23 protein-coding genes are annotated in these 23,704 nt (G+C 50.8%); 5 read left to right on the plus strand and 18 right to left on the minus strand.

Annotated features, from left to right (window positions below):
* Nucleotides 1-20: 20 nt before the first annotated feature.
* The 5 genes from ACYVK4_RS04320 to mce all read right to left on the minus strand — a co-directional run bounded on the left by ACYVK4_RS04320 (nucleotide 21) and on the right by mce (nucleotide 4,782).
* Nucleotides 21-755 carry a helix-turn-helix domain-containing protein gene (locus tag ACYVK4_RS04320; RefSeq protein WP_461126257.1) on the minus strand — a complete coding sequence of 245 codons (735 nt, stop codon included), beginning with the start codon at nucleotides 753-755 and terminating at the stop codon, nucleotides 21-23.
* Between the two features lie 161 nt (nucleotides 756-916).
* Nucleotides 917-1,483, minus strand: a complete 567-nt coding sequence (locus ACYVK4_RS04325; RefSeq protein ID WP_461126258.1) for a hypothetical protein — start codon at nucleotides 1,481-1,483, stop codon at nucleotides 917-919.
* Nucleotides 1,480-2,589: an AAA family ATPase gene (locus ACYVK4_RS04330; RefSeq protein ID WP_461126657.1), complete on the minus strand. Its 1,110-nt coding sequence runs from the start codon at nucleotides 2,587-2,589 to the stop codon at nucleotides 1,480-1,482. Before ACYVK4_RS04330 ends, ACYVK4_RS04325 begins: the two co-directional genes overlap by 4 nt.
* 116 nt (nucleotides 2,590-2,705) lie before the next feature.
* Nucleotides 2,706-4,361, minus strand: coding sequence for a M1 family metallopeptidase (locus ACYVK4_RS04335; RefSeq protein WP_461126259.1), 1,656 nt, complete (start codon nucleotides 4,359-4,361; stop codon nucleotides 2,706-2,708).
* A gap of 13 nt (nucleotides 4,362-4,374) precedes the next feature.
* A complete protein-coding gene (gene mce, locus ACYVK4_RS04340) occupies nucleotides 4,375-4,782 on the minus strand; it encodes a methylmalonyl-CoA epimerase (RefSeq protein ID WP_461126260.1) in 408 nt (135 codons plus the stop codon).
* Nucleotides 4,783-4,936: 154 nt separating this feature from the next.
* Between mce and ACYVK4_RS04345 the strand changes: the two genes are divergently transcribed.
* Nucleotides 4,937-5,263 (plus strand): HesB/IscA family protein, encoded by a 327-nt coding sequence (locus ACYVK4_RS04345; protein ID WP_461126261.1) that lies wholly within the window; start codon nucleotides 4,937-4,939, stop codon nucleotides 5,261-5,263.
* Between the two features lie 170 nt (nucleotides 5,264-5,433).
* On the plus strand, nucleotides 5,434-5,991 hold the full coding sequence (locus tag ACYVK4_RS04350) for an acyl-CoA thioesterase (protein WP_461126262.1): 558 nt from the start codon (nucleotides 5,434-5,436) through the stop codon (nucleotides 5,989-5,991).
* A gap of 20 nt (nucleotides 5,992-6,011) precedes the next feature.
* Here the strand turns inward: ACYVK4_RS04350 and ACYVK4_RS04355 are convergent, their stop codons facing one another.
* The 4 genes from ACYVK4_RS04355 to ACYVK4_RS04370 form a co-directional block, all read right to left on the minus strand.
* A complete protein-coding gene (locus ACYVK4_RS04355) occupies nucleotides 6,012-7,040 on the minus strand; it encodes a methionine synthase (protein WP_461126263.1) in 1,029 nt (342 codons plus the stop codon).
* Nucleotides 7,041-7,083: 43 nt separating this feature from the next.
* Nucleotides 7,084-7,587: a GNAT family N-acetyltransferase gene (locus tag ACYVK4_RS04360; protein WP_461126264.1), complete on the minus strand. Its 504-nt coding sequence runs from the start codon at nucleotides 7,585-7,587 to the stop codon at nucleotides 7,084-7,086.
* A 17-nt stretch (nucleotides 7,588-7,604) separates the two neighbouring features.
* A complete protein-coding gene (locus ACYVK4_RS04365; RefSeq protein WP_461126265.1) occupies nucleotides 7,605-8,387 on the minus strand; it encodes an SDR family NAD(P)-dependent oxidoreductase in 783 nt (260 codons plus the stop codon).
* An 84-nt stretch (nucleotides 8,388-8,471) separates the two neighbouring features.
* Nucleotides 8,472-9,665, minus strand: a complete 1,194-nt coding sequence (locus ACYVK4_RS04370) for a Gfo/Idh/MocA family protein (RefSeq protein ID WP_461126266.1) — start codon at nucleotides 9,663-9,665, stop codon at nucleotides 8,472-8,474.
* 78 nt (nucleotides 9,666-9,743) lie between these two features.
* Here ACYVK4_RS04370 and pnuC point away from each other — a divergent pair, with 78 nt between their 5' ends.
* A complete protein-coding gene (gene pnuC / locus ACYVK4_RS04375) occupies nucleotides 9,744-10,418 on the plus strand; it encodes a nicotinamide riboside transporter PnuC (protein WP_461126267.1) in 675 nt (224 codons plus the stop codon).
* Nucleotides 10,419-10,902: 484 nt separating this feature from the next.
* Nucleotides 10,903-11,205 carry an isoamylase early set domain-containing protein gene (locus tag ACYVK4_RS04380; protein ID WP_461126268.1) on the plus strand — a complete coding sequence of 101 codons (303 nt, stop codon included), beginning with the start codon at nucleotides 10,903-10,905 and terminating at the stop codon, nucleotides 11,203-11,205.
* Between the two features lie 88 nt (nucleotides 11,206-11,293).
* On the opposite strand, the gene ACYVK4_RS04385 is transcribed toward ACYVK4_RS04380, so the two are convergent.
* Nucleotides 11,294-12,256, minus strand: coding sequence for a hydroxypyruvate isomerase family protein (locus tag ACYVK4_RS04385; protein WP_461126269.1), 963 nt, complete (start codon nucleotides 12,254-12,256; stop codon nucleotides 11,294-11,296).
* A gap of 118 nt (nucleotides 12,257-12,374) precedes the next feature.
* On the minus strand, nucleotides 12,375-15,479 hold the full coding sequence (locus tag ACYVK4_RS04390; protein ID WP_461126270.1) for a PVC-type heme-binding CxxCH protein: 3,105 nt from the start codon (nucleotides 15,477-15,479) through the stop codon (nucleotides 12,375-12,377).
* A 218-nt stretch (nucleotides 15,480-15,697) separates the two neighbouring features.
* Between ACYVK4_RS04390 and ACYVK4_RS04395 the strand changes: the two genes are divergently transcribed.
* Complete coding sequence (locus tag ACYVK4_RS04395) at nucleotides 15,698-15,934, plus strand: GlsB/YeaQ/YmgE family stress response membrane protein (RefSeq protein ID WP_461126271.1); 237 nt, start codon at nucleotides 15,698-15,700, stop codon at nucleotides 15,932-15,934.
* Between the two features lie 103 nt (nucleotides 15,935-16,037).
* On the opposite strand, the gene ACYVK4_RS04400 is transcribed toward ACYVK4_RS04395, so the two are convergent.
* The 7 genes from ACYVK4_RS04400 to ACYVK4_RS04430 form a co-directional block, all read right to left on the minus strand.
* On the minus strand, nucleotides 16,038-16,457 hold the full coding sequence (locus ACYVK4_RS04400; RefSeq protein ID WP_461126272.1) for a peptidylprolyl isomerase: 420 nt from the start codon (nucleotides 16,455-16,457) through the stop codon (nucleotides 16,038-16,040).
* 97 nt (nucleotides 16,458-16,554) lie between these two features.
* Nucleotides 16,555-17,127: a hypothetical protein gene (locus tag ACYVK4_RS04405; protein ID WP_461126273.1), complete on the minus strand. Its 573-nt coding sequence runs from the start codon at nucleotides 17,125-17,127 to the stop codon at nucleotides 16,555-16,557.
* A gap of 185 nt (nucleotides 17,128-17,312) precedes the next feature.
* Nucleotides 17,313-19,025: a GMC oxidoreductase gene (locus ACYVK4_RS04410; protein WP_461126274.1), complete on the minus strand. Its 1,713-nt coding sequence runs from the start codon at nucleotides 19,023-19,025 to the stop codon at nucleotides 17,313-17,315.
* A 212-nt stretch (nucleotides 19,026-19,237) separates the two neighbouring features.
* On the minus strand, nucleotides 19,238-19,768 hold the full coding sequence (locus ACYVK4_RS04415) for a gluconate 2-dehydrogenase subunit 3 family protein (protein WP_461126275.1): 531 nt from the start codon (nucleotides 19,766-19,768) through the stop codon (nucleotides 19,238-19,240).
* Nucleotides 19,769-19,949: 181 nt separating this feature from the next.
* A complete protein-coding gene (locus tag ACYVK4_RS04420) occupies nucleotides 19,950-20,687 on the minus strand; it encodes a Dph6-related ATP pyrophosphatase (protein ID WP_461126276.1) in 738 nt (245 codons plus the stop codon).
* Entirely contained in the window at nucleotides 20,684-21,736 is a 1,053-nt protein-coding gene (locus ACYVK4_RS04425; protein ID WP_461126277.1) for a YncE family protein, read from the minus strand. The genes ACYVK4_RS04420 and ACYVK4_RS04425 overlap by 4 nt, the downstream gene beginning before the upstream one ends.
* Nucleotides 21,733-23,691 carry a TonB-dependent receptor plug domain-containing protein gene (locus ACYVK4_RS04430; RefSeq protein WP_461126278.1) on the minus strand — a complete coding sequence of 653 codons (1,959 nt, stop codon included), beginning with the start codon at nucleotides 23,689-23,691 and terminating at the stop codon, nucleotides 21,733-21,735. The genes ACYVK4_RS04425 and ACYVK4_RS04430 overlap by 4 nt, the downstream gene beginning before the upstream one ends.
* Between the last annotated feature and the right edge of the window lie 13 nt (nucleotides 23,692-23,704).

Below are 23,704 nucleotides of genomic sequence, written 5' to 3' on the forward strand. Positions count from 1 at the left end.
CAAAAGTCGGTGTGGGCCGCTCACAAAACTTGTATCAGATCACTGTTTTGCTTGAAGGCCCGTGGGGCAACTCCCAGCATTTCATACATGTACTTGTTGAGTTGCGCCTGGTCATAAAATCCCGATTCATAAGCAATTTCGGTCAGGTGGCGGCTTCGGTCGGTAAGCGCACAGACGACAGCATGGCGAAGTCGTTTCCAAAGCAGGTATTTGGATACACTGCTGCCCGTCTCTTTTTTGAATAACGCCGTCAGGCGCGAAGGCGATAAAAACACCTGTTCAGCCAGTACGCTGGGCGTAAGCGTGTTGGTGGTGAAATGGGCTTCGATCTGGCGAATAATGGTCTGTACACGCTGATCCACTGAATCAGCGGAGTGGTTAAGCGTCAGAAAGTGAGTAATTCCGAGCGGCCAATTTGATGAATCCTGGTGTATAAATGGCGCAAAATGATGGTATACATCGGCCGTTGAAGACAAAACAATTACGTTCTGGTCTGGCTCAAATAAAGACAGCAGTTGTAAACTGGCCCGCGAATAAGGTTCTACATTGATGATAGTCAAGGGAGTTTCTCCGTTGACGGTACACAAATGGGCTACCTGCGGTTTGATAATAAATCCTGTAATATGTTGATGGGGCGTCCCATCGATGACCGATGTGAAAGGTTCGCCAAGTGAAACGACAATTTGATAGGCCGCGTGTTGATGAATCTGCACGTTCTGCCCGCGAATCATCAAGGCTAAAATAAAGGGGTTCATAAATGATACGAGTTGAGATCGCTCCGTTACTTGTAACGTTGCCCTATCAAGGCTACGCAGTCAGTAACGCGCACGACTACATTGAGTTCGGTTTACCAAGCTGTATAATGAAACACCCCACGGTCGTGAGGCTATGGGGTGTTATTTGTTTATGAAGCAAGCTAAACCTGTTTATCAATAAAGGCTTTTACCTGATTATGAAAATGTTTGAAGCTATCGGAACGTTGCTCTAGCCAAGAAGAGTCGAAACTGGCCAGAATATCATCGGCTAAGAGAATCTGCTTGCTGACAAGGTTGGTATCCCCATACACGGCCTGCTTAGCTTGCGAACGTGTATAGGATTCCAATAGTGTGTTTTTCCCTGGCTCTTCTTTACGCCGTTTTATATACCAAAGCCAGTATTCGATGTACTGAACCGGAAGCATTAAAACGACGGGATGATTTGTACACTTACCTATAAACCCTTCCTGCCTTGCCTTAATGGTTGGCTTGTGCTCAGTATCTATATCACGACCGACAAATAATATATCCAGACCTATTATAGCTCGCTGCCTTAAGGCATCGGGCAGCAGTTTATCCACTTGAGGACCGTTTGTAGCTTTGAACCGCCAACGTTCTGTCTCATCTTCGATGAATGTATCAGGATACTGATGATGGAGGTATTTTTCGAGAAAGTTGCGCTGAGCCTTGTCTTCGCCAAAAAACCCATACGTAATAATCCGGCTCATTTGGGTACTCCTCCCAAAAAGCCAACTGTCCAGGCATCGCCCAGCGAATCCGTATAATGTGGTGGCTCAATTCCTAACGCCTTACTTTTAGCTGTCTCGGGCTCAATCACATCATGTTGTAGATTCTTAACATGGGTAGCTCCTTCGTCATCTTTGTCAAAGATGAACACGGACTCCGGCATGTCTTTGAACATATCAACCACAAGCGGGCTGTGTGTCGTCATAATAACCTGGACATCCTTCTCCTCCGCCAGTCTAAAAATGAACTGTATCACTTCAAAAATCCGCCGTGGGTGAATACCCTTTTCAGGTTCTTCAAGAAGGAGGAGTTTTGGGGGGTTGGGTTGGTTGATGATACAAAGAAGGGCGAGGAAATAGAGGGTACCTTCTGAAAGTTCATCAGCCCAATAAGTAATACCTTGTTTGCTGTTAGTTAGACCAAGCCGCTTGAACGAATTATTCGGAAAGAGCCTCTTTAATTCTTCTGTGGGCGATGCATCGTCATCTATATTAATTTCATCAAACTCAGGAATGCAAATCTGCAAATCTTCTTCAATTCGATTAAACACAGTCTTTCTGTACTTATTACCCAGCATTCTATCTAAAAAACCAATCAGATTAGAAGCATCAGCATTTACTATGTCTTCTCCAGTGCCTACCGGACCAGGCTTAGTTAGCTTATTAGGGTCAGGTCGGTAAATGCTTAACGAATTAAGTTCTTGGCGTAAAAACGTAACATCAGGATATCCCTGATCATATCTTGCTAATTCGACCCCATTCTTTTTAATTATCTGTGCTGATTTTACGTCTACTGCACTGGATGGATCAGAGAAGACAAATTCACGTGAAAAAGTTATTTCCTCGTCTTGTCGTTCGAGAATTAACTCAATGGACAGATTATCAAAGGAACGTTTGAATCGAAAATCGCGAGACTGACGCTCAGCAGTCACATCATCCTGTAAAACCGCAAACTTAAAAAACTCCAGCGCCTTCAGAAAATTCGTCTTGCCCGAGTTGTTCGGGCCGATTAACAAATTGATTTTCTGAAGGTCGAGCGTGACGTCTTTCAGGCTCTTAAAATTCTGGATAGATACGCGCTTGAGCATGGTTTGTAGTATGGTATCAAATAGCTGGGCACCGGCCACCCGGCTAGCTGTTGGCGGGTAGCTGATTTTCCATTCACACAAACAGCTTCCAGCTGTTTGGTACACAAGGTAAGAATTTACTTTCCCATCTCCACGGCCCGCATCAGGACGGTATTGTCGGGGTCAATGGCAATGGAGGCTGGTTTGCTGGCCAACGGCACGGTGAACGTTTGGTTTTGTTCGGTCATATTCAGGCGGGCGGTGCGGCTGATTTCGCGGCCGTTGGCTCCCCGGATGCTGAACGTGAGCGGTAATACAAAAAGCGCGCCCGAACGTTGTGCCTGCCGAACATCAATAACTAACGCCTTTTTGGCCGCATCGTATTTTGAACCCCAGATGACTTCAGGGTAGCCGGGCTGGTGCAGCCATTGCTGGAAAAACTGGCCTAATTTCTTACCCGATACGCCTTCCATCACCGCCTGCAAATCGCTGCTTTGCGCGTTGGCGTTCCGATACTTTTCGTAATACGTCCGGATGCCTTTCCAAAACAGATCGTCGCCGAGTTCGTGGCGGAGCATGTGGAGCACCCAGCCGCCTTTCTGGTAGGAGTTCGGGTTAAGCAGATCCATCAGGTTCGACGCCGTTGAGTCCACGATGGTTCCTTTTGGTTTCAGCGCCGAGAAACGGAAGATCTGACCTTTATTCTGGTTCATAACGGCGTTGAGCGTGTCCTTTCCGTAAGCATGTTCAAGGTAGAGCGCCGAGAAATAAGTGGCGAACCCCTCACTTAGCCACAGCTGCGACCAGTCGGCTTCGGTAGCGGAGTTGCCAAACCACTGGTGGGCAATTTCGTGTGCCAGCAAAGCCTCTACGTCGGAGTCTTTCTTGCCAACAATGACTTTTTCATTGTAAAAGATGCAACTGGCGTTTTCCATCCCGCCGAAAATCGTGGTCGACTCCACGTTGGCCAGTTTTTCGTACGAATACGGTCCAACCTTATTAATGAAGTACTGTAGAATCTCTTTGGCCGGACGGTAATCGACAAAGCCTTTCTGGCTATCATTTGGGTAGAGCCAGCTTTGTACGGGCACACCATTCACAGACCCTACTTCGTCGACGGCAAACCTGGCCGCACCAATCACCATTACTTTCGTCGGAATGGGTGTATTCTCCTGCCAGCGCGTCAGTTTGCGGCCACCGGGCAGGTTGCTCTCACTTTGGAGTTTTCCGTTAGAGATGATGCGATATGTTGCGGGGGCGTTGACGGTGAAGGCACAGGTCGCTTTGTCGGACGGGTGATCAACTACGGGCAGGTAGTTTCGGGCGTTGTTGGGCCAGTTGTCGCCGAAAAAGGTTCGCTCTCCAAATTTATTCTGGCTGATAATAAGCCCCCGGGCCGGGATACCGTCGTATCGGATCACTACTTCCGTTGCCTGATTGGGCGCGGCTGGCAGATTAATGAACACCCGGTCGTTGCGCTGGCTGAAAGGAGCTGCCTTGCCATCCGACAGGCTTACCGAACGCACCCGCATACCCGTACCAGATGAGTCGCGCGGGCTGATCAGGTCGAACCAGACCGTTTGCCGATCGTCGGCGCGGGTGAACCGGATGGTGGTTTCGCCCTTGATCTGGTTGGTAGAGTCGCTTAAGGTTAGCGAAAAATTGTAGTTCTGAACATCGACGCCCGGTTGTGTATAGCGGGCTGCGTAGCCGCTGGCTAACTGCGCATGTGTGATGGTGACGGCAGCCAGTAACAGCAGCCCCGTTAAAAATCCTTTGTTCCCTTCTTTCATTCTGTCGTACTCCTTATTCCTTTATCTCCTGACACAGTTCAACCAAAACGCCGTTTGTGCCTTTGGGATGCAGAAAACACACTAGTTTATTATCGGCACCCCGCTTAGGCACCTCGTTTAATATAGTAAACCCTTCGGCTTTCAAGCGGTCAATCTCAACCAGGATATCGTCTACCTCAAAGGCGATGTGATGAATTCCTTCCCCTTTCTTCTCCAGAAATTTTGCAATCGGGCTATCCGGATTAGTCGCTTCAAGCAGTTCAATCTTGGTCTGGTTTACCTTAAAGAACGATGTTGACACCCCTTCTGAGGCCACTGTTTCAGCTTTATAGGGCTGCACATTCAGTAGTTTGGCAAATAATTCATTCGATGCCGCCAGATCGCGGACGGCAATACCGATATGTTCGACGTTGGTGAGCATGGGTGTGTTGTAGCCGACGGCCTCTGGCTGTCGGTGTTAAAAAATATCGGCCTACTGACAGCTGGAAGCTGTCGGGTACAGAAAGAACTTTTCCGTTTGGCCGAAAGTTATAGAGAAAGCATTGATATGCCTCAACATTGATTCGATTACAACTATGGTTACGGTTTCTGATATCGCCAAAAATAAGATTGTTGAACTCCGTCAGAAAGACGGTCTTGCTGAAGATACGGCCATCCGGGTAGCAGTAGAAGGTGGCGGCTGTTCAGGGTTGATGTACGACCTTCAGTTTGACGCGACCCAGCAACCCACCGACCATCTTGTTGAAGATAAAGGCATCAAGATTTTAGTAGATCGCAAAAGTCTGCTCTATCTGGCTGGTACTGAACTCGATTTCTCCGACGGTTTGAACGGGAAAGGTTTTCAGTTCAAAAACCCCAACGCAACGCGTACATGTGGTTGCGGAGAGAGTTTTTCCGTCTGAACCTGGATTTATAGGATTTAGTTAATTAGCTTGATTTTTCAAGAAGCCACTCCAAAAAAGGAGTGGCTTCTTCATTTTTGTACCTTTCAGAATGACAGTGTCTTTTCTTTACTCAGCGCCGTCTAGCAAAATCCAGAAAATCAGACAAATCAAATAAATCCCGGTCCCAGATGAACGCTAAGCCCGTTAGCCATTCTCAAACTACCCTTACAGAGTTAATGATTCCGTCGTATGCCAATTTTGGCGGTCGTGTCCACGGCGGCATTTTACTGTCGCTGATGGACAAAGTGGCTTACGCCTGCGCGGCCAAACACGCCGGCCAATACTGCGTAACAGTATCCGTCGATGGAGTTAATTTTCGCCAGCCGGTCGAAGTGGGTGAACTGGTTTCGCTACTGGCATCGGTGAATTACGTGGGCCGAACATCGCTGGTCGTTGGCATCAAAGTGATTGCCGAGAATGTAAAGTCAGGAACGGTAAAGCACACGAATACCTCGTACTTCACTATGGTTGCCAAAGACGACGACGAACGGCCTACCGAAGTCCCCCCCCTCCTGCTCGAAACCGTCGATGATATCCGCCGTTTTCTGGAAGCCATGAAACGCAAAGAGCTCCGGGCCTCCTATAGCGAACACTTCGACAACGCCAGAACGCGAATGTTGCTGAATGAGAACATCGGGAAGCTGGAAAAAGAGCGATGTGAGCTAGCGGAGGGATTGGAACTGTAGAGACGCAATCACTTGCGTCTCTACAGTTCGCCCCGTACAATTTTTGCCCCGGCCACCATATTAGCCAGCTTCTGCTTCGCAGCCCAGCGGGCGGTTTGGCTCAGGCCACAATCAGGGGCAACGGCCAGCTTTTCGGCGGGGACGTAGGGCAGGCATTTGCGGATGCGCTCGGCTACGTCTTCGGGGGTTTCGATGTAATAGCTTTTGACGTCGATGACACCCACCGCCACATCGAATTTCTCGGCGAAGCGGGCCAGCAGGTTTACTTCCGAGAAATTCAGAATGGTCATTTCAGAATGCAGCTCATCGACGGTCATGTCGAGGAAGTCGGGGAGCATGGGGGCAATACTCTTTTTGCCCACCGACCGACCTTTATAATTGCCGAAACAGAGGTGCATGGACAGGCGGGTTTTACCCACGCCCGGTGCCACCGTCCGGTTAAAGATATCCACGAAGCGTTTGGTGTCTTCGCGGTAAGCATAGCACGACATAGACGGTTCGTCGACGCAGATTTCCGGGACACCCAGCGCCACCAGATCGGCAATTTCTTTATTGACCAGCGGCAACAGCGCTTCCGTTACTTCCCAACGGTCTTTATATAAACTACCGGGCAGCAACCGGCCGCTGAGCGTATACGGCCCCGGAATGGACACTTTCAGACCCTGCCCTTCGGGAGCCAGCCGTTTCAGCCGTAGATATTCGTCAACTACACCCAGGCCTTTTGGAGCGGTGAGCGGCTCAATGATGTTGTGCTTTCCGCGCTGGTCGTGAGCCGGTGGGCCGTATCGACGCAGCTCCGTGTCGTTATTCTGAATGCCATTGATGTAGCCGTAAAACGACAGATTGAAGTCGAAGCGGGTTTGCTCACCATCGGTGATGACGTCCAGTCCGGCGGCAACCTGGTCATGAACGGAGGTAACGACCGCATCTTCGATCATTTCGTTAACATCGGCCGGGCCGAACTGCGACAGGTTCTGACTCGAAAATTCAAGCCAGCCAGGAAACGGCATCGAACCGACAACCGTGGTTTTAATGGGTACGGGCTGCAAAATGGTAGGGGGTTTGTTGGCTCAAAAAAGCGTTAGAAACGGTTTATTTACTAATCTCCCACCAAAGCATGTCTTCGATCTGGTCGAACAGGCGAAAGCCGCTCTTTTCAAGCACTTTCTGTGAGGCTACATTGTCGGCGGTTGTATCGGCCACTACCCGCACAACACCGGGTTGCTGCAGCGCCCAGTTTACCATACCGCCAACCATTTCGGTCATGTACCCCTTCCGCTGTACACCCGGATAGGTTCCGTAGCCAATTTCAACGGTTCCGGTATCGTCGGGCTCCCCTTTGAACTTCGCTTCGGCCACAAACTGTTGTTTTTCACGGTCAATGGCCAGCCACAGCGTGTGAAAGAGCGGATCGAGCGAGGGGTCCTGCAAGCGCGGTATCGTGAAATAAACGACGATACTCCGAACAGGTTCGACAACCTCCCTATAGCCTTTTTTCAGGCCAAAAATCTGTTCTAACTCGTACTTATTGGCCAGGTGCGTACGGAGCTGATCGAGCGTCAGGGGAACGAGTGTCAGGCGTGGCGTTTCAATCATGATATATACATCATCATTTAAACCTGCCCTTCACTCACACTCCAGCCGCCATCAATGGTGAGTACCTGCCCGGTGGTAAAAGCAGAATAGTCGGACATGAAATACACAGCCGCTCCGTCGAGGTCATCGGGTTGACCGATACGACCGCCGTCGAGCGGCTGCTTGGTTTTTGTGAACGCCATAATCGTTTCGTCTTTGGTAGCTCGCTGGGCCATTGGGGTTTCGACAAGGGCCGGGGCCAGCACATTGACACGGATATTGTCGTTTGCATAATAAGACGCCACCGATTTAGTGAAGCCGATCACAGCTGATTTCACGGCGGCATAGGCATGGGTAGCAAAATAGGTCGGTGAGGGCCGCTCGCCCAGCACCGAACCCATATTGAGGATAACGCCACCCCCACCCTGCGCCCGAAACGCCCGCACAGCTGCCTGATTCGATAACATCATCGATGTCAGGTTGAGGTTTACCGTGTAATTCCAGCCATCCAGCGTGATATCGTGCAAAGGGCCATCGCCGAACCGTCGGCCGCTGCCTCCCGCTACATGGTACAGGCCATCGAAGCCCCCGAAAATCTGCTGACAAAGGGCAATGGCCTTGGGAGCCGTTTGTGGGTCGGAGGCATCGCCGGACATGGCCAGCCCATTCCCATCCAGTTGTTTCTCCGCCGATGTACAGCTCTCCGGGTTTCGCCCGACAACCACGACCTGTGCCCCTTCCCGAACAAACGCCATGGCCGCCGACAGACCCATGCCGGTCGTGCCACCCACGACCACAATTTTTTTAGATTCCAGCCACATAAGATGAGATGCGTTTTTTACGCAAGAAATAAAGTCAGCTTCTATTCAATAACAACCAGCCATCTACCTGAACACAGGTGGCGCTTACACAATATCGCGCTCAATAATCTTACCGCTGGCTTTCTCTTTCAGAATTACCTTGTTGCGGCCGTCGTGGGTCATTTCCTGCTTGATGAGGTAATGATCGGCGTCGTACTCGACCAGCGTCGATTCAGGTTTAAGCCCTTCTTGTCCACGCCAGACCGGCAAATTTACTTTCTCCCACTGCTTCGTTTCGGCTGATTTATAGGCTGCGTCGAGCACGGCGTTTACCACATAGCCATCATAGAAGGTTTCGGCGGGGTCGCGGCCTTCTTCCTGCGCGCTGAACATGTCGGTAAACATGTGGTTGTAGCCCAGATCGTTCACCTCATCGCCGACGGGAAATAACCAGCCGGTGTTGGATTCGGCTTTTTCGGCCACATAATCGGCACCTTTTCCGGTGGTAAACATTTCGAAGCCTGTCCGCAGGAAGTTATTGATCCAGATGGTGCCTTCGGTGCCCATCACCTCGTCGCGGAGGTCCATGCCGCCCCGGAAGGTCCAGCTTACTTCAAACTGCCCGATAGCCCCGTTTTCGTACTTCACCAGCGCAATGGCATGGTCTTCGGCGTCAATGGGTTTTACCTGCGTGGCGGCCCAACACATGACCTCTAAGGGTTTTACGTCTTTTCCGATAAAATTCCGGGAAATCTCCACACAATGGCAACCCAGATCGAGCATACACCCGCCCCCGGCCTGCTCTTTATCCCAGAACCAGTCGGAGTGCGGACCGGGATGCGTTTCGCGGGATTTCGCCCAGAGAATACGGCCCAGCGCTCCACTTTTGACGCTTTCCAGTGACTTCAGGAACTTCGGCGTATAGCATAAGTCTTCCAGATACCCGGCGAAGATACCGGCCTCTTCAACTGTCTGCATCATCCGAAGGGCTTCGTCGGCATTGCGGCCGAGCGGCTTGGTACACACCACCGACTTTTTGTGTTTCGCACAAAGGTTGACGGCCGTTTCGTGGATGTTATTCGGCAGGGCAATGCAAACCATGTCGACATCGGGATGGGCGATCACTTCTTCCATGTTGGTCGAAGCGAAATCGCAGCCATAGTCGGCGGCAAACTTTTGGGCGGTTTCTTCCCGACGGGCGTAAATGGCAACCACTTTGTCGCGGCTGCGCTGGCCGTGAATGGACTCGGCGTAGAAGCGGCCAATGAAGCCGCCCCCGAGCATGGCAATACGTTGCATAGGTAACGATTTAGGTAAACGGTTAATCCGTACTTTCGTGTTGTTAAAGTAAAGAACCCCCACCGTTTTTTTATACCCATGGCCGATTTTTTCGACATCCATACCATCTTCTTTACGCTATGGGACTACCCCATGAGTTACCTCGAATTTTTCGGGGCGGCATCAGGGGCGGTGGCTACCTGGCTGGCGGCTAAAGCCAATGTGTGGAGCTGGCCAATTGGTGCAGCCAGTGTGCTGCTGTTCTTCTTTCTGTTCTATCAGATTCAGCTTTACCCCGACATGTTTTTGCAGATATTCTTCTTCATCACGAACCTGCAGGGCTGGTGGCGGTGGACACACCCGAAAGCACTGGAGGCCGATAGCCGCAACGAACTTCGCATTACCCGCCTGATTGGCAAGCCGCTTGTTTTGGTGCTGCTGGGCGGGCTGGTGGCTACCGGTATCCTAGGCACTTTTGCGCAGAATCTTCACATCTGGTTCCCGGTCATGTTCAGCCAGCCAAGTGCGTTCCCCTACCTCGACTCGTTTACCACGGTTATGAGCATCATTGGTACGTTTATGATGATTCACAAAAAGCTGGAATGCTGGTGGGTATGGCTGTTGGTCGACATCATCAGCACGTACATGTATTTTACGAAAGGGGTGAAACTAGTGGGTGTCGAGTACGCTATTTTCTGCCTGATCGCTTTTCAGGGCGCCTGGCATTGGTGGCAGGAATACCGAACGTATCCGGCACAGCAGCCAGTCCATTAAGTTTGGGTATTGGCTAAGTGTACGCTCAAATGGCGGCTGGACTTTTTGGCGGCTATCTTACGCTTGAAAGAGCAAATACGTGAAGTAAAGTAAGTTACCTGCCTTCGTTAACGGGTCAAATAGTAAAACTAGAACCCATTTACTACCGCCGGATATATTTTCATTCCATGATACATGTTGGCCCCAAAATGGCCATTTTGTCTAAAAACAATATATAATCCCTATAGTGGATTGGTTCATCAGTTCTCAATTAGCGTCATTAATGGCTATTTGAGTAGGTAAAGGCTATTTTTAGAGTGGCTCATTCGCTATGGGAGTACCTGAACTAAGGCATTAAAATAGTACGTTTCCCATACAACTAATTATAAAACAAGATATATTAATTATAACTATGTAAAGAATATTGTGGGTTAACCTTCTGATAACTATAATATTACTGATTTTGTATTATAACTTTGCATTGAAAACCAAACAGTGAACCTCTATGGCAGTTGCCAAACAATTCCTCAAAAGCAAGCCCCTTGCGAAAGTTACATTTGAGTTGTCGGCCGAAGCCGTCAACGGTGCGAAAACGGTCGCTCTGGCCGGTGAATTCAACGGCTGGGATGCCCAGGCCCTGAAAAAGCAAAAAGATGGTTCTTACAAAACGACGGTAGAATTGCCCGTTGGTGGCGAATACCAGTTCCGTTACGTTTTGGATGGTACAACATGGACAAACGATACAGCCGCTGACAAATACGTTCCAAGCGGTGTTTCGTACGAAGAGAATTCGGTTGTTGTTCTTTAACAAAGACATTTAATAAAAATGGGCATCAGGCTATTCTGCCTGATGCCCATTTTTATATAGTGCCGACCTCTCCGGTCGGCACCACAAACTACACGGTAAAGCTATCCGACTCGACGTAAGCTTTCACCAACGCGATTTCGCCTTCTTTACCCTTCTGCGACTTACCGTGTTCCATGCCGAAAATGAACTCTTTTCCCTCGGCTTTCTGCTTCTGGTAAATGTGTTTAAAGATATTTTTGTAGTTGATCTCGCCCGTTGTCGGCTCGTTCCGGCCGGGGTTATCACCAATCTGGAAGTAGCCGATTTCGCTCCAGCACCAGTTAATGTGCGGAATGACATGCCCTTCGTTCTTCTGCATGTGATAAATGTCGAACAGAATCTTGCAGGATGGGCTATTGACCGCCCGGCAAATTTCGTAGGTCTGATCTGACGTACGCAGGAACAGGTTTGGCGAATCGCTCAATGGTTCGAGCACCATCGTTAGTCCGGCAGGTGCCAGAATATCGGCACCCCGACGTAAGGCGTCGATCACGTGTCCCGTCTGAATGCCAATGGGCAGATTCCGCTCGAAATCGCCGGGCACCACCGTCGTGAACTTCGTGTTGCAGCGCTTGGCTGTTTCAACGGCTTTTCGGCAGCCATTCAGGAAAATGTCAATAAACTCCTGCTTCCCGGCGGCCAGTGTGTTTTGTGAGTTGCCCCCCTTATCGAGTACGAACACGCCCATTGTCATGCCCAGCCGGGCCATTTCTTCACCTATTTTGGTTTGCATGGCGGGCTCCCTGCCCATCATACCGTTATCTTCCAGCGCGGTGAATCCCAGATCGGCCATGAATTTAAGCTGGTCGATGAGGTCCTTCCCCGCACTGTTTTCAAACATACCAAAGTGCGGAGCATATTTCAGTTTGAAATTGTTCTTGGCCAGAAAGGCAGGCTGAGAGTGCCAGTTGCCGGCTACAGATTCGGTGGTTACGGCACCGGTAAGACCTAATCCGGCCGCGCCTAAGCCAGCGGCTCCAAAGGTTGATTTTACGAAATTGCGTCGTTGCATAGGGAGGGTGTCTGAACCGGGATTTTTATGATTCTTCTGATTGATTATGATTTTTGCTTTCCTAGAAAGCTCCTTAAAGAAATCATAGTCAGTCAGAAAAATCACAAAAATCCTGGTTCTACTTTTTCTTTAAACTGGCTAAATATTCGACTAAATCCACTAAATCTTTGGTACTCATGGCTTCCTGCAAACCCGACGGCATCATGGAATTTTCCATCTGCTTCATCGAAACAACGTCGGCCATTTTGTAATTCTGGACTACGCCCCCCGGAAACTTCATCTGAAGGTCAGTCTCGGTTTTGCTGGACACGATACCGGCCATGGAACTACCATCTTTAAACTTCACTTCCCAGCCTTCATAGCCGAAACTAATACCGGCATCGGGATGCAGAATGGCCAGATATTGCCCTTCTTTAGGGAGCTTGGAGCCGATCTCCGACAGCTTCGGACCGAAGTCCATACCCTCTCCGTTGACCTGGTGACAGATGTTGCAATTGTTCTTGAACACCGATACGCCACGGGCGGCATCGCCGTTCATGGCCAACAGCTCATTAATGGCGGGTAGCTTTTTCCCTTCGGCGCTCTGACCGCCATCCAGGAAGCTGGCAGCCTGCTGCCGGATGCTCTTGCGCCAGTCGTTACTAACGCCCTGCACAGCCGACTTCTTAAACTCGCCTTTGATATCGCCGGACTTTAATAAAGCCACCACTAGATCAGCCCCTTCGGAACTGCCACCCAGCGAGCGGGTTGCCTCCCGGCGTAAAGCTGCTGGTTTCTTTTCGTCGAGCGCTACTGTTTTCAGCATCTCGATGGACTCTTTGTTACCCACACGACGCAGGGCTACCAGCATATTCGCTGCGGCATCGGCATCATTTCCGTTGATCACCTCCCAGGCCATCGAAGCGCCTTTTTGCTTCAATAATTGCCGGGCCGCATCACGGCCCATCCCATCACTCGCTTTCTGAACAGCTAATTGCTTCAGACGTGCGTTTTCGGTGGTGGGTTCGTAGCGGCTTACCAGATCGATGTATTCAGGAGTGCCATATACATCATTCATAACTTTGTTCAGGGCCGTAGTTGCCACCGGGGAGCTTTTCACAAAAGCCGGGTCAAGGTGGCGCAGGGCCAGCTTCGTCACATCGGTCGAGTTGCTGTTTGCCTGTAAGATGCCGAGCAAGGCATTGGATTTTTCGAGTGCCGCGGGGTTGAAATCAAACGCCCGGAAATAGCGCAACCGCTGGCTAACATCCACCGATTGATCGCCCGCCAGTTTGGCCAGCATGGGGATTGATTCTTTAGTGCGGGCACGCCAAACAATGTCACGTCCACCAGCGTTGGCAAGCGGGTCATTATTCATTTGCTTCACCCAGGCGGTGTAATACGTATCCCAGCTTCCATCGGCCCCAATACCCAAAGCCTCCAGATACCAGCGGTCTTTACCGTCATACTGACTGGCCAGCTGCGCCCATAAAGCCGGTGCTTCAGGTGATTGTGGTCCCCTGGCCAGATTTTTCCGTAACGCAATCGCGCACTCCCGGCGAACTTGTGGTTCGGGATCGTTGACCAACTGCTTAATGTATGGAGTAATGTCTCCTTTCAGCTCACGAGCGGCCCGAAGCGCCGTAATCCGCAGGTCGGAGTTATCACTTTTGAGAGCGGTTTCAATGTATTTCGATCCTTTATCGAGCTTGCTTAACAGCCAGAGCGCACGCGCCTGCATCCGGGGGTTGGCCGATGTTTTGTACAGTTTAGCCAACGCTTTTTCGGCCTTTTTGTCCATGCTCCGCAGCGACTGCCAGCCCGCATAGCGAATCGACATGTTGGGGCTTTGAAGTGCTTCGATGGCGCCTTCGACCGTTGTCACATCGACCTTCGGAATTTTATAGGGCGAATTTGGTGGCGCCACGCGATAAACGCGGCCACGGCTCTGGTCACCGGCCTGGTGACCACCCACACCGGGATCGTACCAGTCGGCAATAATTAGCGAGCCATCAGGAGCTACACAAACGTCGGCGGGCCGGAACCACTGGTCACGGGCGCCTTCCAGTACGTTCACAATTTCGGCTTTATAGCCTGCACCATCTTTCTGAACCGGGTACGACCGTACCACATTCGGGCCCGCATCGCAGTGGATCATCTGGTTGCGAAACACTTCTGGAAGCAAATTGCCTTCGTACACAATCATGCCCGTTGGCGAACCGGCCCCCGTCTGAAGCAGGTTAGGCATAGCACCGGGGTCGTTGAGGTGCCAGTGACGCCGTGGAATTTCGGGTTCAATATTTTCCCGATTTGCCTGCCAGCCTGCGCCGGTCAGTTCGTCGGTGTACCCGTAGTTACCGTACTCCATCACGTAGTTGATCCGGACGCCTTTGTTGCCGTCGTCGTCATTATCCGACTGCCAAAGCGTACCGTAGGAATCGACGGCCACCTCATAGTTGTTCCGGAAATTCTGGCCCAGGAGTTCGACATTCTTTCCGTCGGGATCGCAACGGAACACCATCCCTTGCTTGAAATTTTGCTTATCGATAGGTTTACCGGTGGCAATATCGATAACGGGTTTGCCGTCCTTGTCAAGAAGCTGCTCACCCGCATTACCGAAGTTGAAATACCATTTCCCATCCGGTCCGAATACGAAGGTGTGCATGCCGTGGTCGTGCTGCTCTCCACCAATGCCGGTGAACAACAGCTCTTTCTTGTCGGCTTTATCGTCGCCGTTTTCATCGGTCAGCACCCAAACATTTGGGCTGTCGGACACAATGACTTTATTGCCCTGCACCCAGATACCGAGTGGTGATTCGATACTTGGATCCTGATAAAACACCTTCGTCACATCAGCTTTTCCATCGCCGTTGGTATCCTCCAGAATCACAATACGGTCGCCCTCCTTGCGGGTTGGGTTGCCATTGATCCCGGGCCGGTAGTTGTACGCTTCGCAGACCCAGACCCGCCCCCGTGCATCCACATCGATGTCGGTGGGGTTGGTCAGCATGGGTTCGGCGGCAAACAGGGTTGCCTCGAGGCCCGGCGCTACGTTCAGGCTACCCACTGCATATTTTGGATCGTGTTTGTCGTCGTCGCTTAATTGGGCGAACAAGGTTGTCAGGTAGGGGTTAGAGGCCCCGTTCAGGTTTTTGTTCTGATAAGCCCCGATAAAGGCTCCACCAACCACTAATCCGGCGGCCGATAACGCTACTATCCGTCGCGCCAGGGCTGAGCGTTTCATTAGCACCAATTTATTCATATGAAGGACCTACTTAAGTTAAGTAGTTGTTTTTATTAGAGAGCAGCGTATTGCTTCTTAAAGTGAAAAATGTGCCCATTTATACCCATTGGCTGTCAGAATTTTTAGTCCAAATAATCCTGATAATAATACAAAAATAGATTGTTTTTTGTAGCATTGCGTAGGTACATCACAAACCGTTCATCTAAACACTTGCTGACATGGGATTCCTGTATTCAATTATTGTCGGTGGTATTGCCGGCTATATAGCCAGCCGCCTGATGGATAGCCATAATTCGGCCATCGTCAATATTATTCTCGGAATTGTAGGAGGATTTGTGGGTGGCTTCGTGGCCCGTAAGCTCGGCAACGACCCGGAAAACGACGGCCTATTTATGAATTTGCTGATTGCCGTTGGTGGTGCTGTATTATTGATTTTTGTAGGCAGGTTATTCTAATCATAATTAGACTTAAACCATACCGGCAGCACACGAATGGCACCGAGTAAAGGGATGCTAGCGAATAAAAGGGCCAATCTCTGTTTTATCCGTTAGCATCCCTTTACCTGGTGCTATTTGTATAACGCCATGTCTTTAAAAGCAAATGCCTGGTCAAGACCTCTCCTTCTCTCCTGTCTATCAGTTGCACAATGTGATAACCAAACTCCGTTTTGAATGGCTTCGAAATTTGGCCTGGCGTCATTTGACTAACTACGTCAGCAAAAACAGGCACGAACTGATTCGTTTTTTGCCAACCTAATTTGCCACCCATGGCGTAAGAACCGTAATCCTGAGAATAAGCGACTGCCAGCTTGTCAAATGGATAACCCACCTTTACTTTTCGATAGAGAAAGGCAGCTTCTTTTCTTGCCGCTACATCACTATAGTGTCTTTTGTTATTTGTTTCTGGCAGCACCTGCCCATACAACGAATAGGGAACCTCGCCAGCCAAAAAAAGAAGAGCAAGCAAACAAAGTTTCATAGGTGTAACCGGCTTGTTGTAAGAAGGTGTCCAACGGTGGCATAACTCAGCAAGCACATGTTTTTGGGCCAGATAGCTGTATATGTGTAAGAATCAATTAAGGCAGCTTGGTCTTAAAAGAGCCATTTTGGAAATGGACTATTTCAGCGGCATCGGATTTGGTCTGACTACGATTATCTCTGACTAAAGAAACATCAAAAGTGCCCTCAATTTCACCTGCTCCCGGGTCATACCGGGTAATTCTAATCGTGCCCGTCCTGGTTAAATCAGGTTGGTATTGATCTCGAATGACATCACCCCCAATCAAGGTTGTGAAGCTCACTCCTACCTGATTTGTACTTGCCGGACAAGGCTGATGCATTGACAGCGCGTATACGCCAACTGACAGGGGTATTCTGGTGAAGGTAAGTGATTGATCACCGCAATAGCCTGCGCAATAGGCGGGCGCTTGTAAGCGAGCCTTCGGATAAGATAATTTATTTTGAATACTTAGCGTGATCGTATTGATTCCACAGGAGTCACCGGGATTTTTCCAGGCAGTCGAAAATCCACCCCACGCCTGGCCATTCAGCGTAGCTTTTGTATCTCCACTAAACGCAGGGTCTGGAGTAGATCTTGAACAGCCTAACAGCCCGGCAAATGCAATTAAAAGCCACTGGAGAGTCTTCATAGGCATGTTTTCCTAAATAGACCCGGATCGAGTGATAAGCGTTGGGATAGACGGCCAAATCAAATTCACGTAGCGTCATTCAATGTACTGTAACAAGAGAAGCCTCTCCTGCCAGGGCGTTAAAAAAATAGCCCCCGCCCTGACCAGACTCTGGCACAGCGGGGGCTACTTAATCAAAGTGCTTATTAAATACTTTTCCGCTTCATCTCCTTCACGGCAAAGTCAGCCGCACGGGCGGTGAGTGCCATATAGGTCAGCGACGGGTTCACACAGGAGGCCGATACCATACAGGCACCGTCCGTCACGAATACGTTCTTCACGGCATGCATCTGGTTGTTGCCATTCAACACCGACGTTTTGGGGTCGCGACCCATGCGGGCGGTACCCATCTCGTGAATGGCCATGCCCAGGTACGAGCCCCGGTCGTACGCTTTCACGTTCTTAACGCCCGACGATTCCAGCATTTCCTTGGCATCGTTCATCATGTCGATACGCATTTTCTTCTCATTCTCCTTGAGCTCGGCGTCAAACACCACCAACGGCATACCCCATTTGTCTTTCTCGTTCTTGTCGAGATACATGCGGTTTTCGTAGTAAGGCAGGGTCTCACCGAAACCGCCCAGACCCATTGTCCACGGACCGGGCTTGGTGAGCTCCTCTTTGTAATCGGACCCGAAGCTCATCTCGGCAATGTTCCGTTGCCAGCCCTGGCGGCTGCCGCCACCCTGGTAACCGAAGCCGCGCAGGTAATCACGCTTGTCGTTACCGATATTGCGGTAGCGAGGCACGTAAATACCGTTGGCCCGACGACCGATGTAATATTTATCCAGATCGCCTTCCCAGTCGCCCGATGCGCCGATACGGAAGTGGTGGTCCATCAGGTTATGGCCCAGCTGCTCCGAGTCGTTACCCAGACCGTTCGGGAAACGGTTCGACTTCGAGTTGAGTAACACCGCTGTTGAGCCTAGTGTACTGCCGCACACGAAAATGATGCTGGCATAGTATTCTTTAGGCTGTAGGGTTACAGCATCGACGATGCGGACGCCAGTTGCCCGTTTTTTGTTCTCGTCGTACATCACTTCCGTCACGACGGAGTCAGGACGCAGGGTTAACCGACCCGTTTTGGCCGCTGGCGGTAATGTACACGACTGTGTACTGAAGTAAGCGCCGTATGGGCAGCCCAGGGAGCATTTGTTCCGGTACTGGCACGAGGCCCGGCCAACGCCCATTTGCGCCTGAGCGGCTTTCGACAGGTTGGCTACCCGACCAATGGTCATGGTTCGACCGGGGAAGTTTTTCTCGATCCGCTTCCGAACTTCTTTCTCTACACAGTACATTTCCATGGGTGGCAGAAACTCGCTGTCGGGCAGTTGGGGCAGGTTTAGCTTCTCGCCCGAAATACCGGCAAACTTCTCGACATAAGAATACCAGGGGGCTACATCTTTATAGCGAATAGGCCAGTCGACCGCAACCCCTTCGCGGGCGTTAGCACCGAAATCGATATCGCTCAGCCGGTACGACTGCCGACCCCACATAATGGATTTACCGCCAACGATGTTTGGCCGATACCAGTCGAACCGCTTCACTTCTTTGTAGTTCGAGTCGGTATCCTTCATCCAGTAGTTCTGGGTCATTTCATTGTACGGGTAGTCGCGCGCCAGTTTCGGGTGCGACTCTTTCTGCTCCTCCGTCAGACGACCGTTATACTGGGTTTGCCAGGGATCTTTCATGGCGTACTCGTAGTCGGTTACGTGGTCGAGCTTATGCCCTTTTTCGAGCATCAGGACGCGCAGCCCCTTTTCGGTCAATTCTTTGGCGGCCCAGCCACCTGATATGCCCGACCCGATGACAATGGCATCGTAGGTCTGGTCTTTAATGGAATCTATATTAAGGTACATGTTTTTTAAGGAGTTAGTAGTGAGGAGCGAGAAGTGAGGAGGGCTGACCGGCATGCTCTTTGCTGACGCAGTAACCCTTTTCACTTTTCACTCCTTACTCTTATGTTAAGAATCAGTATTAGGAGCGAGGAGGGCTAACCGCATCGGCGGACCGGCATGTTTTGTGCCGCCGGATAACTCCTCACGACTCGCTCCTAACTCCTACATACTTTTCACAATGCCCACGTCTTCTGTCCGGGTTTCATAGGCATGCAACCGTTGAACTGGCCCGGAACGGGCAGGTATTCGAGCGCTTTGGTGGCCCCGATTTCCGATGTGAAGTAGCCGGTAGTCGTCAACTCTTTCATGCGCAGGAAAAATGGCTTGTCGGCGGTCATGGTTTGTTTGACCATCTCAATTTTCTGCGCCCCTTCCAGCGCGGCAAAGCCTTTACCAAATTTGGTTTTACTGTCGGCATCCAGCTTGGCCAGACCCGCGTAGAATTTCTCCTGATCGGCTTTGGGGTAGCAGTCGCGCATGACCCGAACAATGAACTTTTCGGCGCCAGCGGCTTTGGCTCCCGGCGTTGTTGTAGTTGGAATAATAACATCAGCAACCTCAGCCAGAAGGGCTTCCTGATCGGGCGAGACGGCCACGCTCGGACCGGTATTGGTCACACGACCCATAGCGCCCGCCAGTGTGGGAGCCGACAGCATAGCCCCCATCATGAGGGCCGCCTGTTGCAAGGCTTCTCTACGTTTCATAGAAAGGTGAGTATTGTTAGGTATAAAAGACCAATAATAAGAAAATTTCAGCTAATAGTATGACAATAAGGGTAATTAGCGTACTAATTTTAATGTTTCTGGTGCACATATGAAAAAGGCGTGCCCGGTTTTGAACCGTGGCACGCCTTTTCAAACTACCCGGAAAATAACCATAGCCAGGTTATTCCTCGGAAATCAAATCCTGATACCAGAAACCGGTATCCCATGTTGCATTGGGTTCGGCCTGGTCTGTGTGATCATCGGTTCCGCCCGAGGTGGTATACGTCCGTCGAACGATATCACCTTTTACAAACGGGACCGGGCTGGAGAAGATGGGGCCATCATACACGAAGGAATGATACTCCCCATTTTCGCCACAAGGGTCAACTGTTCTGGGCAAATCTTTGAGTAAATCGAGATCCAGTTCGCGACCGATAAAGTCAGCGCTCAGGTGTTTTTCGTTGACGCAAACCAGCACAGCCCGGAAGCCCACATCAACAAACTCGTGAACCAGTTCCCGTGTGTTCCGATGCCAGAGCGGAAATTCACCTACGAGACTTACCCGTTGTAGCTGCGTTTCGCGATAACGGCGCAGGTCTTCCAGAAATATATCGCCGAAAATAGAGTGCGTAATTCCGGTCTGCGTCAGTTCCTGAAGCGTGGTCTGCATCTGCGCGTCGTATACCTCCATGGAAACATTGCCCGACAAACGCAGTAGTTGCAACGGAATACCCAATCGCTCGGCCTGGGCCGTCATCAACCCGATACGGACACCGTGCATGCTCACGCGGCCATATTCATCGTTGACACTTGTGAGCAACGTCTGAATATCCCATTGTCCGGATTGACGGCTATGGTATAAAGCAAGGGCCGAATCTTTACCCCCGCTCCAGTTCATAACGGCCCGCTGCCGACTCATCGGAAATAAAACCCGAGTGGGGCAATTTCGGCTTTCACAGAATCGACCAGCGTGCCATTTTCGTCATATCGAATCACATAGCCCGCCTGCTTGTAAAGCGTAGGCGATGGGCTGCCGTAGATGCGTTTGGTTTGTGGATCAACTCCCAGCGCATTGAATGAACGGGCAATTATCTGACTACCCAAAGACGTAGCAGCTTCGATAGGAAGCCGGTAAGTTTTGCCACTCAACACGTAATAAAACGCTCGTTTATCGGCACTCATCACGACCGAAGAGGGTGCCGCGCCAAATGTTAATCGCTTGGCAACAATCCGACTCGCGGGGTCAATCTGAACGAGATCTTTTCCGGCCTGAATCCACAATTTACCCGTCGCGTCAACCGCCAGCGGCTCAGGCGTCGAGCCAAAAGCGATGCGTTGCTTTTCGGTGTCGGTGTTCAGGTCAATGATCAACAGGGTTTGATCGCCACTGTAGGTATTGCTTCCGATAAATGCTTCGGTACCGACCACAACCATTTTCTCAGCCCCTTTTACCGCCGGTATTTTTTTAGTAACCGTACCCGAGTTCAGGTCAATAACGGCAATATAGCCGGGGTCTTTATAGAACGCATTACCCGAGCCAGACACATCCCAGCAGCTCACATAGGCCTTGTTCGGTCCCACCTGAATTACCTGACGCGGGTTTTCGATATCCGGCGATTTGAGCGTGGCGCGGGATACAAACGTACCAGCCTCAACAATCTCGACCTTATCCTTGCCGGTATCGCTGTTATCGACCAAAATCAGGCCTTTACCATTCACTTCGGTGTAGCCCTGTATGCCGCCACTCGGCAGAAATGTTGGGTTGGCTGCCTGAAGAATGTTGGTGGCAACGGTATTGCTGTTTCGTGACAGGAACGAGATGGTGCCGTTGTTATCGAAGAAATTACCGGCATTTAGTATATATACCCCCGACTCATAGGGCGTTGGCTCAGGATCAGACGTTTTACAATTCCAGACGCTCAGCGCCAGCAAACCCAGCGCGATTCCTTTTGTAACTTGGTATTTCATAAACTAGTAGATGGAAAATTGATAAGAACATTGAGTGCCCAGTTTCGCCCGGGCAGTGCATTTCGTTTGACGCTGAAGGCCAGCGCATCAAACACATTATTGATCTGTCCCTGTAGTCGAACAGGTACCGGACCAAGTTTGGTTGTCGTTTCCAGCAGGATGTTCGTCAGGGTAATGCCCTTGAAAAACTGACTATTATCGAATGTGATGTATCGGCGCGAACTGGCCTGTGTTTGTATGCTGAGTCGCGTTTGCCCCCGCTGCACATAGGCATTGAGCGTTTCGGTATGAATGGGCACGTAGATCAGTTGCTTGCCAATCACCTCCTGCGCATAGGTGTCGTAGGCCCGCTCCTGCGACGAGCGTGTCAGCGCATACCCCGCCCGAAGACCCGCGCGCCAGTTATTTCGCGCATACGCTAACGAAGCAGTCAATTCGCCCCCACGGGCAACAACCAGCTGCAGGTTTTCAACGTGGTAATTGGTGGTTGGATTCCAGTATGTCCAGTTGTCCACCCGATTGCGGTAGACGGTTGCTTCAGACGTTAGGGAGAGGTGTTCATTAATCACCAGCGTCGAAGCTAGTCCGGCTTCCAGATTAAACCCTTTTTCGGGTAATAAATCCGGGTTACCCAAACCGGCCCAGTACCGTTCATTGAGCGTTGGCACTCGGTAGCTGCGACTAATGGCCGCTTTCGCTGTCAGCCCAAACTTGCTGTGTTGCACCAGCCGGTATTCTGTGCCAAGCGATGGCGTAAGCGGTGGATTAAAATGTGTTACGAACGCCTGACGCAGATTGGCCGATACGAGCCAGCGAGCGGTCTGAAGCCGGAGCAACGCGTACAAATCACCGCGGTCTTCATCAATTAATGGGCGAATGTAGCCGTCCGTGCGGGTTCGGTAATGCGACCATTCTCCTCCAACCCGGAGGTTCAGGCCCAGTTTAGCGTTTGCCGGTGTGAGACTAAACTCCCGCTCGGCGCGGCCGATGAACCGGTCTGTTTCGGTATGGCTTGGCAGGTCAAAATCACCCTTGGCATAATCGAGCACATCATGCATCCAGCCCAGGCGGAGCGTCAGGTGGTTTGACTCATAGGTTGTCAGGAACCGGGCCGATTGCGTCCGGGTACGCTCCCGGGCGATGGTGTCTTTTGGCGACAGAATCAGGTCGTTATCCGTCAGCCATACATTGACCGACAGCTGTCGGCCACTTTTATGCAGGAAATATAAATCCTGAACCAGGCCCCGCTGTGCGGTGGTAGACTGTTCCAGAAAGTAATTCCGGCGTTCGGCCGATGGATAAGCGTTGTTAAACTGGTTTCGGTAGGCAAAGGTCTTACCCGATAGTTTCCAGGCGGCTCCCAGGGCTGAACTATAGCGAACACCCAACTGCGTCTGGTTATTCTGAAAACTGGCGAGTTGCTGGCCAAGTGTTACCTGAATACCCGGCTTCCAGATAGCACTACTGCCCAACAGAATACTCCCACCCACGGCATCGGACCCGACAACGCTGGCCGACGAGCCGTACTGAACCGATAACTTATCGAAGCCTGCAACGGGTAAGGTCGAAAAATCGGTCAGACCCAGATTGGGCTGGTTGATGTTAATGCCGTTCCAGAGAACGGCCGTATGACTGGCCGATGTACCCCGAAAGGAAACCGTTGCCAATTGCCCGGGGCCATAGTTCTTGAACGCCAACGGTGTATTGGCTGTCAGTAAATCTGTCAGGGAGCCAAAGCGAAACTGGAGCAGAGTTGTCGAATCTATCCGCTGAAGCTTTTGACCTGCCAGAAACCGCTCAGGCGTAATAGCCCGCACCGTCACAGCCGATAGCGACACAACCGATGAATCAGCCTGACCCAAACTGTTCTGACTTGATAACAAACCGACAAACAGCCCTAGCAGCCACCAATAAAGGGCTTTCTTTCCCACTATACCTTTGAACAATATGTGCATTAACAGCACGCGA

This window comes from Spirosoma aerophilum, assembly GCF_054782495.1.

Bases quoted from the DNA above. Each gene is read 5' to 3' on its own strand.
- ACYVK4_RS04430 (WP_461126278.1), bottom strand. From the start codon at position 23,691: ATGCACATATTGTTCAAAGGTATAGTGGGAAAGAAAGCCCTTTATTGG.
- ACYVK4_RS04395 (WP_461126271.1), top strand. From the start codon at position 15,698: ATGGGATTCCTGTATTCAATTATTGTCGGTGGTATTGCCGGCTATATA.
- ACYVK4_RS04330 (WP_461126657.1), bottom strand. From the start codon at position 2,589: ATGCTCAAGCGCGTATCTATCCAGAATTTTAAGAGCCTGAAAGACGTC.
- pnuC (WP_461126267.1), top strand. From the start codon at position 9,744: ATGGCCGATTTTTTCGACATCCATACCATCTTCTTTACGCTATGGGAC.
- ACYVK4_RS04370 (WP_461126266.1), bottom strand. From the start codon at position 9,665: ATGCAACGTATTGCCATGCTCGGGGGCGGCTTCATTGGCCGCTTCTAC.
- ACYVK4_RS04320 (WP_461126257.1), bottom strand. From the start codon at position 755: ATGAACCCCTTTATTTTAGCCTTGATGATTCGCGGGCAGAACGTGCAG.
- ACYVK4_RS04415 (WP_461126275.1), bottom strand. From the start codon at position 19,768: ATGAAACGTAGAGAAGCCTTGCAACAGGCGGCCCTCATGATGGGGGCT.
- ACYVK4_RS04325 (WP_461126258.1), bottom strand. From the start codon at position 1,483: ATGAGCCGGATTATTACGTATGGGTTTTTTGGCGAAGACAAGGCTCAG.
- ACYVK4_RS04345 (WP_461126261.1), top strand. From the start codon at position 4,937: ATGGTTACGGTTTCTGATATCGCCAAAAATAAGATTGTTGAACTCCGT.
- ACYVK4_RS04385 (WP_461126269.1), bottom strand. From the start codon at position 12,256: ATGCAACGACGCAATTTCGTAAAATCAACCTTTGGAGCCGCTGGCTTA.
- ACYVK4_RS04400 (WP_461126272.1), bottom strand. From the start codon at position 16,457: ATGAAACTTTGTTTGCTTGCTCTTCTTTTTTTGGCTGGCGAGGTTCCC.
- ACYVK4_RS04420 (WP_461126276.1), bottom strand. From the start codon at position 20,687: ATGAGTCGGCAGCGGGCCGTTATGAACTGGAGCGGGGGTAAAGATTCG.
- ACYVK4_RS04380 (WP_461126268.1), top strand. From the start codon at position 10,903: ATGGCAGTTGCCAAACAATTCCTCAAAAGCAAGCCCCTTGCGAAAGTT.
- ACYVK4_RS04425 (WP_461126277.1), bottom strand. From the start codon at position 21,736: ATGAAATACCAAGTTACAAAAGGAATCGCGCTGGGTTTGCTGGCGCTG.
- ACYVK4_RS04410 (WP_461126274.1), bottom strand. From the start codon at position 19,025: ATGTACCTTAATATAGATTCCATTAAAGACCAGACCTACGATGCCATT.
- ACYVK4_RS04390 (WP_461126270.1), bottom strand. From the start codon at position 15,479: ATGAAACGCTCAGCCCTGGCGCGACGGATAGTAGCGTTATCGGCCGCC.
- ACYVK4_RS04335 (WP_461126259.1), bottom strand. From the start codon at position 4,361: ATGAAAGAAGGGAACAAAGGATTTTTAACGGGGCTGCTGTTACTGGCT.
- ACYVK4_RS04360 (WP_461126264.1), bottom strand. From the start codon at position 7,587: ATGATTGAAACGCCACGCCTGACACTCGTTCCCCTGACGCTCGATCAG.
- ACYVK4_RS04365 (WP_461126265.1), bottom strand. From the start codon at position 8,387: ATGTGGCTGGAATCTAAAAAAATTGTGGTCGTGGGTGGCACGACCGGC.
- mce (WP_461126260.1), bottom strand. From the start codon at position 4,782: ATGCTCACCAACGTCGAACATATCGGTATTGCCGTCCGCGATCTGGCG.
- ACYVK4_RS04350 (WP_461126262.1), top strand. From the start codon at position 5,434: ATGAACGCTAAGCCCGTTAGCCATTCTCAAACTACCCTTACAGAGTTA.
- ACYVK4_RS04405 (WP_461126273.1), bottom strand. From the start codon at position 17,127: ATGAAGACTCTCCAGTGGCTTTTAATTGCATTTGCCGGGCTGTTAGGC.